Origin of the sequence: Luteibacter sp., from assembly GCF_009912395.1 — a bacterium.
GTDB lineage: Bacteria > Pseudomonadota > Gammaproteobacteria > Xanthomonadales > Rhodanobacteraceae > Luteibacter.
This window is the reverse complement of sequence record NZ_WNDO01000005.1, coordinates 1-14,112: the sequence shown is the minus strand read 5'-3', so window position 1 is coordinate 14,112 and position 14,112 is coordinate 1. Positions and strand designations below refer to the sequence as shown.

The 14,112-nt window shown below is 64.7% G+C and carries 16 protein-coding genes and 1 pseudogene; 7 read left to right on the top strand and 10 right to left on the bottom strand.

The genetic code is table 11. The features are described from left to right. The first annotated feature begins 2 nt into the window (after positions 1–2). Positions 3–1,010 carry a zinc-binding alcohol dehydrogenase family protein gene (locus GAK28_RS06675; RefSeq protein ID WP_291776432.1) on the top strand — a complete coding sequence of 336 codons (1,008 nt, stop codon included), beginning with the start codon at positions 3–5 and terminating at the stop codon, positions 1,008–1,010. A gap of 10 nt (positions 1,011–1,020) precedes the next feature. Here GAK28_RS06675 and GAK28_RS06670 read toward each other — a convergent pair whose 3' ends face one another. From GAK28_RS06670 to GAK28_RS06645, 6 genes are read right to left on the bottom strand one after another with little or no spacing between them, the layout of a single operon-like run. Beyond that, a complete protein-coding gene (locus GAK28_RS06670; RefSeq protein WP_291776431.1) occupies positions 1,021–2,955 on the bottom strand; it encodes a response regulator in 1,935 nt (644 codons plus the stop codon). Next, positions 2,942–3,793 carry an ATP-binding protein gene (locus GAK28_RS06665; RefSeq protein WP_291776428.1) on the bottom strand — a complete coding sequence of 284 codons (852 nt, stop codon included), beginning with the start codon at positions 3,791–3,793 and terminating at the stop codon, positions 2,942–2,944. Before GAK28_RS06665 ends, GAK28_RS06670 begins: the two co-directional genes overlap by 14 nt. After that, the gene (locus tag GAK28_RS06660; RefSeq protein ID WP_291776426.1) at positions 3,790–4,803 is read right to left on the bottom strand and encodes an ATP-binding protein; all 1,014 of its coding nucleotides are present in this window, start codon (positions 4,801–4,803) and stop codon (positions 3,790–3,792) included. The genes GAK28_RS06665 and GAK28_RS06660 overlap by 4 nt, the downstream gene beginning before the upstream one ends. Then, the gene (locus GAK28_RS06655) at positions 4,794–5,198 is read right to left on the bottom strand and encodes an anti-sigma regulatory factor (protein WP_291776424.1); all 405 of its coding nucleotides are present in this window, start codon (positions 5,196–5,198) and stop codon (positions 4,794–4,796) included. The genes GAK28_RS06660 and GAK28_RS06655 overlap by 10 nt, the downstream gene beginning before the upstream one ends. After that, positions 5,195–5,557 carry an STAS domain-containing protein gene (locus tag GAK28_RS06650; RefSeq protein ID WP_291776422.1) on the bottom strand — a complete coding sequence of 121 codons (363 nt, stop codon included), beginning with the start codon at positions 5,555–5,557 and terminating at the stop codon, positions 5,195–5,197. Before GAK28_RS06650 ends, GAK28_RS06655 begins: the two co-directional genes overlap by 4 nt. 4 nt (positions 5,558–5,561) lie before the next feature. Next, the gene (locus GAK28_RS06645; protein ID WP_291776420.1) at positions 5,562–6,419 is read right to left on the bottom strand and encodes an STAS domain-containing protein; all 858 of its coding nucleotides are present in this window, start codon (positions 6,417–6,419) and stop codon (positions 5,562–5,564) included. 144 nt (positions 6,420–6,563) lie between these two features. Between GAK28_RS06645 and GAK28_RS06640 the strand changes: the two genes are divergently transcribed. After that, positions 6,564–6,698 (top strand): hypothetical protein, encoded by a 135-nt coding sequence (locus GAK28_RS06640; protein WP_291776418.1) that lies wholly within the window; start codon positions 6,564–6,566, stop codon positions 6,696–6,698. Positions 6,699–6,743: 45 nt separating this feature from the next. After that, positions 6,744–6,935: a hypothetical protein gene (locus tag GAK28_RS06635; RefSeq protein WP_291776417.1), complete on the top strand. Its 192-nt coding sequence runs from the start codon at positions 6,744–6,746 to the stop codon at positions 6,933–6,935. A 45-nt stretch (positions 6,936–6,980) separates the two neighbouring features. Here the strand turns inward: GAK28_RS06635 and GAK28_RS06630 are convergent, their stop codons facing one another. Together GAK28_RS06630 and GAK28_RS06625 are read right to left on the bottom strand one after the other, a co-directional pair. Continuing rightward, the gene (locus GAK28_RS06630) at positions 6,981–7,364 is read right to left on the bottom strand and encodes a nuclear transport factor 2 family protein (protein WP_291776415.1); all 384 of its coding nucleotides are present in this window, start codon (positions 7,362–7,364) and stop codon (positions 6,981–6,983) included. Beyond that, a pseudogene (locus GAK28_RS06625) lies at positions 7,354–8,295 on the bottom strand (LysR family transcriptional regulator). The gene GAK28_RS06630 and the pseudogene GAK28_RS06625 overlap by 11 nt, the downstream one beginning before the upstream one ends. 97 nt (positions 8,296–8,392) lie before the next feature. On the opposite strand from GAK28_RS06625, the gene GAK28_RS06620 reads away from it, so the two are divergent. Beyond that, positions 8,393–9,457, top strand: a complete 1,065-nt coding sequence (locus tag GAK28_RS06620; RefSeq protein WP_291776413.1) for an aldo/keto reductase — start codon at positions 8,393–8,395, stop codon at positions 9,455–9,457. Positions 9,458–9,539: 82 nt separating this feature from the next. Continuing rightward, on the top strand, positions 9,540–10,934 hold the full coding sequence (cycA, locus tag GAK28_RS06615; RefSeq protein ID WP_343161845.1) for a D-serine/D-alanine/glycine transporter: 1,395 nt from the start codon (positions 9,540–9,542) through the stop codon (positions 10,932–10,934). A 91-nt stretch (positions 10,935–11,025) separates the two neighbouring features. On the opposite strand, the gene GAK28_RS06610 is transcribed toward cycA, so the two are convergent. Together GAK28_RS06610 and GAK28_RS06605 are read right to left on the bottom strand one after the other, a co-directional pair. Continuing rightward, positions 11,026–11,487: a PH domain-containing protein gene (locus tag GAK28_RS06610; protein ID WP_291776409.1), complete on the bottom strand. Its 462-nt coding sequence runs from the start codon at positions 11,485–11,487 to the stop codon at positions 11,026–11,028. 31 nt (positions 11,488–11,518) lie between these two features. Continuing rightward, positions 11,519–12,835 (bottom strand): lysozyme inhibitor LprI family protein, encoded by a 1,317-nt coding sequence (locus tag GAK28_RS06605; protein WP_291776407.1) that lies wholly within the window; start codon positions 12,833–12,835, stop codon positions 11,519–11,521. A 148-nt stretch (positions 12,836–12,983) separates the two neighbouring features. On the opposite strand from GAK28_RS06605, the gene GAK28_RS06600 reads away from it, so the two are divergent. Both GAK28_RS06600 and GAK28_RS06595 read left to right on the top strand, forming a co-directional pair. Beyond that, positions 12,984–13,715 carry a hypothetical protein gene (locus GAK28_RS06600; RefSeq protein WP_291776406.1) on the top strand — a complete coding sequence of 244 codons (732 nt, stop codon included), beginning with the start codon at positions 12,984–12,986 and terminating at the stop codon, positions 13,713–13,715. A gap of 132 nt (positions 13,716–13,847) precedes the next feature. Then, on the top strand, positions 13,848–13,988 hold the full coding sequence (locus GAK28_RS06595) for a restriction endonuclease (protein ID WP_291776404.1): 141 nt from the start codon (positions 13,848–13,850) through the stop codon (positions 13,986–13,988). Positions 13,989–14,112: the final 124 nt, after the last annotated feature.

The window sequence follows — 14,112 nt, the reverse complement described above, 5'->3', positions numbered from 1 at the left end:
CCATGAAAGCGATCGCCTACCTCCAGAACGGCCTGTCCATCGACGACCCGCAGAGTCTTGTCGATGTGGAACTCGCCCGCCCTGTCCCCGGCCCGCGCGACCTGCTGGTCGCTGTCCGCGCCGTTTCCGTCAACCCCGTCGACACCAAGGTGCGCAACGGCATGCCCACGAGCGAGCCCCGCGTGCTCGGCTACGACGCCGTGGGTCGCGTGGAAGCCGTCGGCAGCGAGGTCAGCCTGTTCAAGGTGGGTGACGAGGTGTTCTACGCCGGTTCGCTGATCCGTCCGGGCAGCAATGCCGAACTCCAGCTCGTGGACGAGCGCATCGTCGGCCACAAGCCGCGCTCGCTCGACGACGCGCACGCCGCTGCTCTGCCGCTGACCGCCATCACCGCGTGGGAACTGCTGTTCGACCGCTTCGGCATCGCCGAGAAGGGCGGCAAGGGTGAATCGCTGCTGCTGATCGGCGCGGGCGGCGGCGTAGGTTCGATCCTCGTGCAGCTGGCCCGCCAGCTCACGAACGTCACCGTCATCGGCACCGCGTCACGCGACGAGACGAAGCAGTGGATCGCGGCGCTGGGCGCCCATCACGTGATCGACCATGGCAAGCCGCTGGGCCCGCAGCTCGAAGCCCTCGGCATCGACGGTGTCGATTACGCCATCGGTCTGACCCACACCGACGCGTATTACGAACAGCTCGTCGAGATCATCCGCCCGCAAGGCAAGTTCGCCTTCATCGACGATCCGAAGACGCTCGATGGCATGAAGCTGAAGCGCAAGAGCATCTCGCTGCATACGGAATCGATGTTCACGCGTTCGACCTACCAGACACCCGATATGATCAAGCAGCACGAACTGCTCGAACGCATCGCGTCCCTGATCGACGACGGCACGCTGCGCACCACGCTGGGCGAACATTTCGGAAAGATCACCGCGGAAAACCTGCGACGCGCGCACAAGCTCATCGAAAGCCACACCGCGAAAGGCAAGATCGTGCTGGAAGGCTTCTGAGGAAGGCGGGTCAGGCCAGCATGCGTCCGACCCGCACCAGAAGGTCGTCGATCTCGAAGGGCTTGGTGATCATGTCCATGCCCTCGCCGAGAAAACGCGCTCGCTCCATGGCGTTCTCCGCGTAGCCGGTCATGAACAACACCGGCAACGTGGGGCGCCAGGCGCGTGCCACGTCGGCCAGTTCACGCCCGCTCATGCCAGGCATGCCGACATCGGTCAGCAACAGGTCGAAGGGCTCGTCGCCGCGAAGCAGGTGCAGAGCCTCTTCCGGCTCGGCCCTGGCGACGCATTCGTAGCCGCCCGCGGTGAGGATTTCCGCCGCCATCATGCGCAACGACGCGGTGTCCTCCACCAGCAGGATACGCTCGCCACGCCCGGTCTCGACACGCCGGCCCACCTTCGGAATGTCCTGCACGGCCTGCGTGCTGGCGGGAAGCAGCATGGACACGTCGGTCCCCTGCCCTGCGGTGCTCCGGATATGTGCCTGCCCACCGGACTGGCGCGCGAAACCGTAGATCATCGACAGGCCCAGGCCGGTGCCCTGGCCCAGGGGCTTGGTCGTGAAGAACGGCTCGAAGACCTTGCCGATCACATCGTCGGGAATGCCGGAGCCATTGTCGGATACGGTCAGCACCACATAGTCGCCATCGGTCAGCTCCGCGTCGCCACGGACACACACGGTCGCCGTACCTACCCGAATCGCACCGCCGGCAGGCATGGCGTCACGCGCGTTGATGACAAGGTTGATCACCGCGTTTTCGAACTGGTTGGGATCGACATTCGCAACGGCGGTGCCATCGGCCAGTTCGAGCACCAGTTCCATGTGCTCGCCGATCGTCCGACGCAGCATGTCTTCCAGCGAGCGCACGCGCTCGTTGAGATCGGTCGGTCGCGTGTCCAGCGGCTGCTGACGGGCAAAAGCCAGCAGGCGATGGGTCAACGCGGCCGCACGTCGTGCCGAACCCAGGGCCGCATCGGCAAGGCGCGGCACGCGGTCCGTATGGCCCGCATCGACCTGCCGGTTGATCAAGTCGATACCGGTGATGATGCTGGTCAGCAGATTGTTGAAATCGTGCGCGATGCCACCCGTGAGCTTGCCCAGGGCGTCCATCTTCTGCGCCTGCAACAACTGGGACTCCGTGCGCTCGCGCTCGGCGATCTCGATGGCGAGCTGTGTATTGGCGGTATCGATACGCTCGAGTTGGTCGCGTTCGCGACGCCGCTGATCCGTGACATCGTCCACAAACACCAGGCCTGCGCCAGGGCGATAGGGCGTGATGCGCCACTCCGCCTCGCGCAGCCCCATGGCGGAATGCATGGCCAGCACACCGCGCCATCGCTTCTGTGTATGCAGGGCATCGCGCATCCCGGCGATCATCGCGTCCTGTCCCTCCTGGAAACACGCCGGCAAGGACTCGTCGCATCCCTCGTCGCCGACCAGCCGACGAAAGGCGTCGTTGGCCTCCATGACTTTCAGGCTGCCATCCACGACCGCGATGGGCGCCGCGATATTGGTGAATATCTCGCGGAAGCGCGTCTCGGCGTCGCGCAAGGCATCTTCCGCCTTACGCACGCGAAGCAGCGTACCGATGGTCGCGAGCAGGACATCCGGGTCGACCGGATGGATGAGGTACGCGTCCGCTCCATTGTCGAGGCCCGTGATGAGGTCCCCCGTATCGATGGATGCCGCCGACACGTGGATCACGGGCAACAGCGCCGTCGTCGGCATGGCGCGCAAGCGCCGCACGACATCGAACCCGCTCATGTCGGGCAGGTTCACGTCGAGGATCACGGCGGCGACCTCGTTGGCCCCGAGCATGGCCAGGCCTTCCGAACCCGTACCCGCCTCAAGGGCGACGTAACCGTGATGCTCCACCGTTCGCCGCATGGCATAACGGGTGGCGACGTTGTCGTCGACGATCAGCAGCCGGTCACGCGTTTCCATCGGGCACCTCGGCCGGCAGCTTCAACGGCAACACCACGTGGAAGGTGGAACCTTCGCCCGGGACACTGATGACGCCCACTTCACCCCCCAGAAGATGAGCGAACTGTCGGCAGAGCGACAGCCCCAGGCCCGTGCCACGCACGCGCTTCTGCAAGGGCGAATCCACCTGGGTGAAATCCTCGAAGAGAATGCCCTGGAGATCGGGTGGAATGCCGATGCCCGTGTCCCGCACCGAGAACCGCACGCGATCGGCGGCTTCCAGTTCCGCAGAGACACGCACCTCGCCACGCGGCGTGAACTTGAGGGCGTTGGAAATGAAGTTGCGCAGGATCTGGGCAAGCTTCTTGTCGTCGGTATACAGCTTGGGCATGCCGCGCGGCTCCTCAAAGACGAGGTCTGCCTCGGTGCTGTCCACGATGGGCCGGAACATGCCGCGCAACGCGGCGAACAGATCCATCAACTCGAACCATGCCGGAGAGATGGTGATGCGCCCGGCCTCGATCTTCGCCAGGTCGAGCAGGTCGTCCACCATGTCGCTCAGTTCGCGCGCCGCGCCCGACACGAAGCCGACCTGCTTGTGCTGCTCCTCGTTGAGCGGGCCATCGAGTTCGTCCACGAGCAATCGCGTCATGCTGAGAATCGAGTCCAGTGGCGTGCGGAACTCGTGGCTCATGTACGACAGGAAGCGGCTTTTCAGCTCGGAGGCCTGCCGCAGCTGCTCCGCCTGGTTGTCCAGTTCGGCGTAGAGCGCCAGCACGCCCTGGTTGGTCTCGTCGAGTTCGGCACGCAGTGCCTCGTTCTCGGCGCGGAGACGGGCGATATCGTCGCTGTCGTTCATGCGCGTCCCTCCAGGGCGATGGCGAAGACCGTGACATCGTCACGGCCGCGACTGAAGTCACGATACAACAGCGCGGTGATCACGGCCGGATGGCGTGTCAGCAACCCGGGGTAGTCACGCAGGCTCCAGCGCGATTGCAGGCCGTCGCTGTGCATCAGCAGGAGCTTGCCACCGGCTTCCGGGAAATCGAACGCCTGCGCACGACGGGTCGGCCCGCCCACGATACCTGGATGCGACGCGAGGCCCCGCGAACCTTCGAAGCTTTGCAGGCTTGCGGAGACGTTGCCGATACCGGTGAAACGCAGGCGATCGGCCTGCGCGTCGTAGCGCGCCAACGCGACCGCGCCACCGCGCGTGGACGACATCGCCGCGCCGAGGCGCCCCATGGTCTCGACCGGCTCGTCGCATGGCGCTTCCATGAAGGCCATCGCGCAGGCGGATGCCGCTTCGTGGGCGGCGGGCCCGTGCCCCAGGCCGTCCACCACCAGGGCAGCCGCGCCCTGCGCGCAGAGGGCGAACGCCCAGCCGTCGCCACACACGGGTTCATCGGCCAGCAATTGCTGGGTGGCGCCGAAGCGCACGTCCGCGCGCGGGAAAGCGCGCGGGTATAGGCGCGTCATCACCACCGCACCCCGCGCGTCGGCATACATGTCCATGACCTGGGCCTGGCGCTGGATGGCGCCGAGACCTTCGCCCCGGGAACCTGCCGTGGAGTAACCGTCAGGTAGGCACTCCGCCAGCACGAATCCCGGACCACGGTCGAGCGAGGTCACCTCCACGCCTTGCGTGCCGTGGCCCGGCACGATCGCGATGTGGATTTCGCCCCCGCGCGCATGACGCAGCACATTGCTGGCCAGCTCGGTGGCGACCAGGGCGACGCGCCCCGCGTCGCCCTCGTCAAAGCCGATCTGCTGGGCGACCTGTTGCGCCACGCGTCGCGCATGGCCGATCTGGGTGGCATCCTCGACCGGGACGTTGCGGGTCAGGCCACCGGTAAAGGTCAGTTCCATTTACAGATCGTCACCCGCGTACCCACGCCCGGTGCGCTCTCCAGGGAAAATTCGTCGACCAGGCGACGCGTTCCGGTGAGGCCAAGACCGAGGCCGTTGCCCGAGGTCCAGCCATCCGTCATCGCGAGCTTGACGTCGGCGATGCCGGGGCCTTCGTCGCGAAAGACAAGACGCAGGCCCTTGCGGCTGCCCTCTTCGACCACTTCCCAATCCATATCGCCACCACCGCCGTAGATCACGGTGTTGCGTGCCAGCTCACTGGCGGCAGTGACCAGCTTGGTCTGGTCGACCAGGCGCAAGCCGCACTCCACGGCAAGCTTGCGCGCGACCTGTCGCGCGAGCACGACGTCCTGCTCGGAACGCACGGGTTGCGAGCCGGTACGCTCGGGCCTCATTGCGCGTCCAACCGTTCGCGCAGCCGTTCCATGCCACGCTCGACGTTGAGCGCCGTGCTGACGCCAGGCAGGTAGAGGCCCAGTTCGACGAGCGTGATCGCTACCGCAGGCTGCATGCCCACGACCACCGTCTCGGCGTCCATCACCTTCGACAGGCCGGAGATGGTGTTGATCATGCGGCCGATGAAGGAATCGACCATGTCCAGCGCGGAGATATCGATGAGCACACCACGCGCGGAGGTCCGGCTGATACGTTCGGCCAGGTCATCCTGCAGGGTCAGCGCCAGCTGGTCGTGCATGTCGACCTGGATGGTGACGAGCAGGAACTCGCCCATGCGCAGGATAGGGATGCGTTCCATGGCGTCAGCTCGCCTTGCCGACCTGGTACCCCGAGCGCTTCAGCGCCAGGGCGAGCGCATCGGCGAGATTGGCCTTGGTGACGATGCCTTGCAGGTCCAGACCCAGGTGCACGATGGTCTGCGCGATCTGCGGACGGACGCCGCTGATGATCGCATCGGCACCCATCAAGCGGATGGCGGTAACCGTCTTCAGCAGGTGCTGCGCGACCAGCGTGTCCACCGTCGGCACGCCGGTGATATCGATGATGGCGATCTCCGAACCCGTGTCCACGATGCGCTGCAGCAGGGACTCCATCACCACCTGGGTACGCTGCGAATCGAGCGTGCCGATCATCGGCAAGGCGAGGACGCCATCCCACAACTTCACCACCGGGGTGGACAGCTCCAGCAGTTCTTCCTGCTGACGGGCGATGACTTCCTCGCGCGATTTCTGGAAGGTGCGAATAGTGTGCATGCCGAGCGTATCCAGCATCTCGGAGATGGCCCACAACTGGTTCGCCAGCTCCGCCGGATCGGTCGCGTACTCTTTCTGGAGCAGATCGAACAGCGGGCGTTTCAGCGAGAAGATGAAGTGCGCCGTATGCGCCGAATCGAAGCCTTGCAGCGCGCGGCTGCGTGACAGCTTTTCAAGGAAGGCACGCGTCTCGCTCCATTCGTTGCTCGCCACGCTGCCGGTGTCGCCCGTCGCCGAACCCGCGACCAGCAGGCGGAGGAACTCACGCGTCTGTCCTTCGAATTCGGAATGGCCGATGCGCGTATCGCGCGAGGCGCCGCTGGCCTCAAGGTTGACCGACCAGCTCGCCAGCAGCTGGGACTCGTTGGAGCGAATGGCGTCGATGGTGCGCTGGCTGAGTGTGGACATGGTCATCCCCTGGAAAATGGCTATGATGCGTGCAGCCGTGAAGCAATGGAATAGTGTAAATGACAGCCATTCGCGTTGACATCGCCTTCACGCAGAACGCTATATTTGCTCGCGGTTAACCGTGCCACCCTGTTCCGGATGCCCATGAATTCACATCCTGCCCTCGTCGTGCTGCTCGTCGAAGATGACGACACCATCCGTGAACTCACCGCGATGCTGCTGGAAGGCGAAGGCCATATCGTGCACGCCGCACGCGACGGCGACCACGCCGAGCGCTGACTGGGAGAGGGTAACAAGGCCGACGTCCTGTTCACTGATGTGCGCATGCCTGGCAAGCTGACCGGCCAGGAACTGGCCCTTCGCCATGCCCACATGCCGGTGCTGGTGACCTCGGGGGAAACCCGCGAGCAGCATCCGTGGCTGACCCACGGCATGCGCTACCTGGCCAAGCCCTACGATCGGAAAGCGCTGCTCGCCGCGCTACGGGAAGTGACGGAACACGCGACGTCCGCGTGATACCCGCCAGTCGTCGACGCCTGGCGTAGCCGACGCCACGCAGGCTCAGCCCCGGTCGACGACCCAGGCAATCTTTCCATCCGCGAAGCCGAACTCGGACGTCCCCTGCATCTCGATCACGGTGCCACCGCGCGGGCCGTCCGGGATGTCTTCCGCGATCTCGCCGTGGAAATCGATGGTCGCGACGATCGCGCCTTCACGATTTTCAAGCGATACGACCTGTTGCTCGCGCGCGGCGAACAGCTGCGCGCCGACGCGCGCCAGCTTTTCGAAATCCGCCTTGCCATGTGTCGCCACAGCTAGCTGATCGCCCACGTGGTGCTCGAAGCGCACGTCGTCGGACAGCGTGGCGAGCATGCCCTCGATGTCGAAGCCGTTATAGGCGGCGACATAGGCGTCGATCAGCGTCTTCTTGTCGTCATCGGTCACGGGAAAGCTCCGGGAATTCGGTATCGGCGTGCCGCTCGCGAAGAAAGTCGATGAAGACCCGCAGCTTCCTCGGCATGTGCACGCGACTCGGATAGTACAGGTGGAACGCGCCGAAGGACGGCCAGTAGTCGCGCATCACCGGGACCAGACGCCCGCTACGGAAATCATCGCGCACTAGCGGCTCGAAATGCTGGCCGATACCGACGCCGGCACGTACCGCATCGATCATCAGATTGCCGTCGTTGGTGATCAGGGCGGGCGTGGGCTCCACATCGATATAGCGCCCGTCTTCCTGGTAATCTCAGCGAATCACGCTGCGGCCTGCATCCAGCCGCATGCAGGCGCAGCGATGGTCCAGCAGTTCGGCCGGCGTCCGAGGAAGACCGTGCCTGGCCACATAGGCCGGCGAGGCGAACGTGGCGATCCGGTCCGCCCGGCCGATGGGAACCGCCACCATGTCGGCGGCCAGGCTCTCGCCAAGACGGAACCCCGCATCGAAGCCGTGCTCCACCAGGTCGACGAAGCGATTGTCACAGCACAGCTCTACGACGATATCCGGATACCTCGCAGCGAATTCGCCCAGGTAGGGCAGCACGACGAGGCGGGCGACCACTTCCGGTAGGTTGATCCGCAGCAGGCCTGACGGCGCCTCGCGCGACTCGTCCACGCCATCGATGGCGCGATCGATCGCGGCCAGGCCCGGCTGGGCCTCCTCCAGGAATCGCCGGCCGATCTCGGTGACGCCCACCTTGCGCGTGGTGCGATCTAGAAGGCGAACGCCCAGCCGACGCTCCAGCATACGGATGGTCTGCGACAGGGCCGAGGGCGACACCCCCAGCTCGGCGGCCGCACGGGTGAAGCTGGCATGGTGGGCCACGCGGGCGAACACGGCGATGGCAGGGAGCAGATCGGCGGGCACGGTGGCACCCATCGTGAAGAATGACTTCAAAGGGTATGCCCGCTGACCGCGTTTATCTAGGACAAATCCGGCCCTATCGTGAAGCAAGTCTTCCGAAGGAACCCTCCCCATGAGCCTGCAACTCGACGATTACCTCACCCTCGGCCGTTCCGGCCTACGTGTCAGCCCGGTGTCGCTGGGCACGATGACCTTCGGCGACGACTGGGGCTGGGGTTCGCCCGAGGCGGAGGCCCGAGCCATCCTCGACGCCTACATGGAGCGCGGCGGTAACTTCATCGACACCGCCAACTTCTATACCGGCGGCACCTCGGAAACCCTGCTGGGCAAGTTCCTCACCGGCCGCCGCGACCGCGCGGTGATCGCCACCAAGTACACGCTCAACACCGAGCCCGGCAACGTCAACGCCGGCGGCAACCACCGGCGCAACATGGTTCGCGCCGTGGAGGCCAGCCTGCGTCGACTCGGCACCGACTACATCGACCTCTATTACCTGCACGTCTGGGACCACCTGACGCCGGTGGACGAGATCATGCGCGGCTTCGACGACTTGGTGCGCGCGGGCAAGATCGTCTACGTCGGCATCTCCGACGCACCGGCCTGGCAGGTGGCGCGCATGCAGACCCTCGCTGACCTGCGCGGCTGGGCGCCTCTGGTCGCCCTGCAGATCGAGCACAGCCTGGTGGAGCGCTCGGTGGAGCACGACCTGCTGCCGATGGCCCACGAACTGGGCCTTGGCGTGCTGGCCTGGTCGCCACTGGCCAGCGGCGTGCTGAGCGGCAAGTACAGCCGCGCGGACATTGCCGCCCTGCAAGGCAAGCCCATGTTCGATGGCACCCGGGCCGCCGTTGCCGCCGCAATGGGCTCGTTGAGCGAGCGCAACCTCGACATCGTGGACACCCTGAAGGCGGTGGCCGAGGACGTAGGCCACACCCCGGCCCAGACCGCCATCGCATGGCTGCTCGATCGACAGGCCCCCCGGGTCATCCCCATTCTGGGCGCCCGCACGGCGGCCCAGTTCACCGAGAACCTCGGCGCCCTGGAGATCACCTTCAACGACGATCAGCGCCGTCGGCTGGAGGCGGCGAGCGCCATCGCCCCCATCTTCCCGGGCCGGTTCCTGCCCCGCGTGCGTGACCAGGTACTGGGCGGGGCGCGCGTCGTCCGCCCGGCCTGACCTCGTAAGCTTTTTCCGACGCCCGGCGATACTTTCGTCTCTTGCCGCCGATACGAAGCCCCCGTATGGTCCGGGGCTTCGTATGTCTTGCGAGCCGTCGCCCATGTCCCATCCGCAGGAATCCGCGCCCGAGCATCTCCAGCGCAGCCTTTCCAACCGCCACCTGCAACTCATCGCCATCGGCGGCGCCATCGGCACCGGCCTGTTCATGGGCTCGGGCAAGACGATCAGCCTGGCAGGCCCCTCGATCCTCTTCGTCTACCTCATCATCGGCGTGATGCTGTTCTTCGTGATGCGGGCGATGGGCGAGCTGCTGCTCTCCAACCTCCAGTACAAGTCGTTCATCGACTTCTCCACCGACCTGCTCGGCCCCTGGGCCGGCTTCTTCTGCGGCTGGACCTACTGGTTCTGCTGGATCATCACCGCCATCGCGGACGTGATCGCCATCGCGTCCTATGCGCAGTTCTGGTTCCCCGGGCTGGCACCGTGGATACCCGCCGTGCTCTGCGTGCTCCTGCTGCTGACGCTGAACCTCACCACGGTGAAGCTGTTCGGCGAACTGGAATTCTGGTTCGCCCTGATCAAGATCGTGGCGATCTGCGCGCTCATCGTCACCGGCTTTGGCATGATTGCCTGGCACTTCCACTCGCCGGACGGCCACGAAGCCTCACTCACCAACCTGTGGAGCGACGGCGGTTTCTTCCCCAAGGGCATCGGCGGCTTCTTCGCCGGCTTCCAGATCGCGGTATTCGCCTTCGTCGGCATCGAACTGGTCGGCACCACCGCCGCCGAGACTGCCAACCCGGAGCGCAACCTGCCCAAGGCGATCAACTCGATCCCCGTGCGCATCATCCTGTTCTACGTGCTGTCGCTGATCGTCATCATGTCGGTGATGCCGTGGCGCGAAGTGCTGCCGGGCAAGAGCCCCTTCGTGGAGCTGTTCGTGCTCGCTGGCATCCCCGCCGCCGCCAGCCTGATCAACTTCGTGGTGCTCACCTCGGCCACGTCGTCGGCCAACAGCGGCATCTTCTCCACCAGCCGCATGATGTACGGCCTAGCGGACGAGGACCACGCGCCCAAGGCGTTCAAGAAGCTGTCGCGTGCCGCGGTGCCCTCCAATGGCCTGCTGTTCTCGTGCATCTGCCTGTTCGGCGGCGCGATGCTGGTATACCTCATTCCGAACCTGGTCACGGCCTTCACCCTGGTGACCACGCTCTCGGCCATCCTCTTCATGTTCGTCTGGTCGCTGATCCTGTTCGCGTATATCGCGTATCGGAAGAAGCGCCCGGAACTGCATGCCGTGTCGGCGTACAAGATGCCCGGTGGCGTCGTGATGTGCTGGGTGTGCCTGGCCTTCTTCGCCTTCGTGCTGGTGCTGCTCACCCTGGAAAGCGACACCCGCCAGGCGCTGATCGCCAGCCCCGTCTGGTTCGCCATCCTGGGCGTGAGCTACCTGCTGCGCCGTCGCAAGGCCTGATCAGCGATCACCATCCTATGTAGGAGCGCGCTTGCGCGCGATGGGGGTTACCGCAAGCACCCATCGCGCGCAAGCGCGCTCCTACAGACATCTATCGGGTCCAGGCCCTCACCGCCGCGATGAACGCGTCGGGGTCGTCGGGCGACAGCAACCACTTGCGACCGGATGCCAGCGTCAGCACCACGCCGTGATCGCGGTTGCGCGCATACACGCGCACCGCGCCCAGCCGACGCGACCAGTACATCCCATGCACGGCAAAAAAGCCGCCATTGCCGAACGTCCTGACCAGGCCGCGGAACGCCGCCGGATCGCTCTCGATGGTCGCCCCGCGCAACTCGGCGGACACCCGCCCCACCTGGCGACGCACCACGAGCTGCCCATCGCCAACGTCGTAGCGCAGGGGCGACATCGCATAGGCGATCGACAGGATCACGAGCAACAGGCCGGCCAGCGGCACGCTGAAGGTGCCGTTGGGCCGCGAGGCCATGACGGCCACGACGATGATCGCGAAAACAACCGTCAGGAGCCCCGTCCAGCGGACGGCCGTACTCATGCTGGTCTGGAATACCTTCATCGCACGAACCTCAGGGCGCCTTGACCGGGATCGGCGAGGAGTACAGGAACTTCCCCGCCGCCACCTCAATATAAGCCGAGGCGACCGGCTCCAGCTTGCCCTGCTTCAAGCGCCAGGCGGAGACCAGCCAGTCTTCGTTCGCACGCCAGCCGACATGACCGTGGCCGATCATGCCCAGCAGCGTCTCGCCACGGAAGGCGATGGGGAAGAACGTCGCCTCGCTGGCATAGCCGGTCATGCGATAGCCGGCGATGTTCTGGCCGAACATCGGCAGGTCGGCAAACCCATTGTCGGAACCCTTCGGGGCGATGCCGCCCGGGGCCGTCGCCGCTGCCACGGCGGCCGTATAGGTCGCCTTGTCCATGCCCTTGTCGAGCTTGTCGATGGTGCCCGGCTGCGGACGTGCCGCGTAACGCGTGGCGTATTGCAGGGCAAGCTTGCCGAAATCGGCGCACGGCATTTCCTTCGGGCCGCAGATCGCGCCGGACAGCGACAGCGTGCGGTCGAAGCGCGACACCAGTTCCACCGCCGGACCGAACGACGCCCCCTTCCACTGGCTCGCCGCCAGCACCACTTCCGACAAGTTGCCGTCGTCCATGCGCAGGGCGACGATGTCGTTGCCCACGCGGGCGAGCGCGTGCGTGGTCATGCAGTCCTCGCCCCAGACCGGCGGCATGTCGACCGCCGCGGCCTTCTTGCCATCGAGCCGGTACGGCGCTTCCGACACGCAGTGGGCCGTGCCGCCGATCGAATAGGCCGAACCGATGGGCGAACCTTCCAGCACGCGGTTGGTGACGTTGCCATTGTCGAAACTGATCTCGCCGCGCAACGTCGCATCGGGCTGGAAGGGCAGCGACTTGGCGTCCTTGATTTCCACGTCCTTCGCCAGCGTGATCACATGACGGGCGGCAAGCGCCTGGACCAGATCGGAGGCACCGCCGGTATCCGGTAGCGCCTTCTGCACGACATCGAGCGGACCACCCGGCTTCTGGCCGATATGGCTCAGGATGTCGATACGACGCTGGTACAAATCCGCCAGCATCTTCGGAAACTCGTCGACGGGCGTGCCGGACTGGAAGGTCCAAGTGGTGTCGTCACGCTCGGCCAGCCAGTGGCGCTGATCGAGCCGGATCGCCTCGGCCAGTTCCGGATGCGCCTTGATCGCATCCTGGTACACCTTACCCAGCTCCGCATCCAGCGTCGACAGTTTCGGCGTGGCACACACCAGCTTCTCCGCCGCGCTCGACGCCTTGGCGCAATCGAACCCCGCCGCGTTCGCCATGCCCGGCAACAGAAGCACCCACGCCAACCCAACCAAACCCTTCATCCACCCACTCCTCATCCGCCAACGAACCACCACGGCCCGCCCTCGCTCGGGACGCATTAGACATGGGTTGGGGTTGGGAAACCATGACGAAACCTGCTGCGCACTTTCAGTCGTTAAACTGGCAGTGGGACTCTACAGGGATGACAACATGATGATTGATGACGCCGCTCCGTTATCTTTTACGGAGTTGAACAACCGTATCGATGCTCTGCCTGATTTTGATAAAGCTCGCCGCCCTTCTCCGAAATCGGCAAAGCGCTGGCTCATTGGAGGATTCATTGCGGCGGCGCTTGGCATGACTGTGGGCCACATCGACATCCCTCCCATTGCGAAGCTGATCACCGTCTATCTTGCGCTGGCCCTTGAGCTCACCGGATTCGCGGTTCATCTATGGATGATCCGACGTGAGATGTTTGATTTCTCACCCTCCCGAACGTTTGCAGAACAGCTCGATTTCGATTTCCCGAACTACAACTCGTTGATGCGTTACCTCATATCGCAGCCGACAGATCTATTGAAGCTTCACGCCAATATGTCTCGCTATCGTCGGGAACGTATGGGAATGAAGGCCCCGTTCCTTTACGGGAGTGCGCAACTACTTGGCATTCTCCCTTTTACCCTGGCAGTGGCCTACCAGGTGAAAGTAACGCTCGCCAATCGGAACATAGGAATCATTGATGGCGTAATCGTTTTCGTCATCTTTACGCTCTACGTCGCCAGTTGGACGTCGGTAGTTACCAAGTTCAAGCTTGATGCAATGGATATGCTGCTGCAGGAGGCCGTCCGACTCCAAATGGAAGAAGTCGCTACCAATGCCTCCGAGGATTCTCTGCCCAAATTCGGCCACAGCCCCCAAACCCCGGTCGCGCCCCTCCGATAACCCGCTATAGTCGATTGATCCATCCGGCCGGCCGAGGGGGCGGGCGTCAGGATCGGGACAGGGGAAAGCCATGGAAGTCTGCACGGACGCCCACGGGCGTCACAGGATCCAGCTCGCGCCGGAGCCCGCTCGATGAGCGGCTTCCAGCCCGTTCGATTTCGCCAGGACGACGCGCTCACCCGGGTGTCATGGCAGGAATTCGAACGACTCGTCGCCGAACACTTCCGCCAGCAAGGCTACGAGGTCGAGCACACCGGCACCGGAAAAGGCTGATCTTGCCCCCGTTTCACGGACACCCCTATAAGCGATTAACTATCGCAATAGGAGGTGGACGATGACCAAGAGCAAGGCAGGCAGAAAGGGGCAGGAGTTCAGCCTGGAGTTCAGGCAGCAGGCA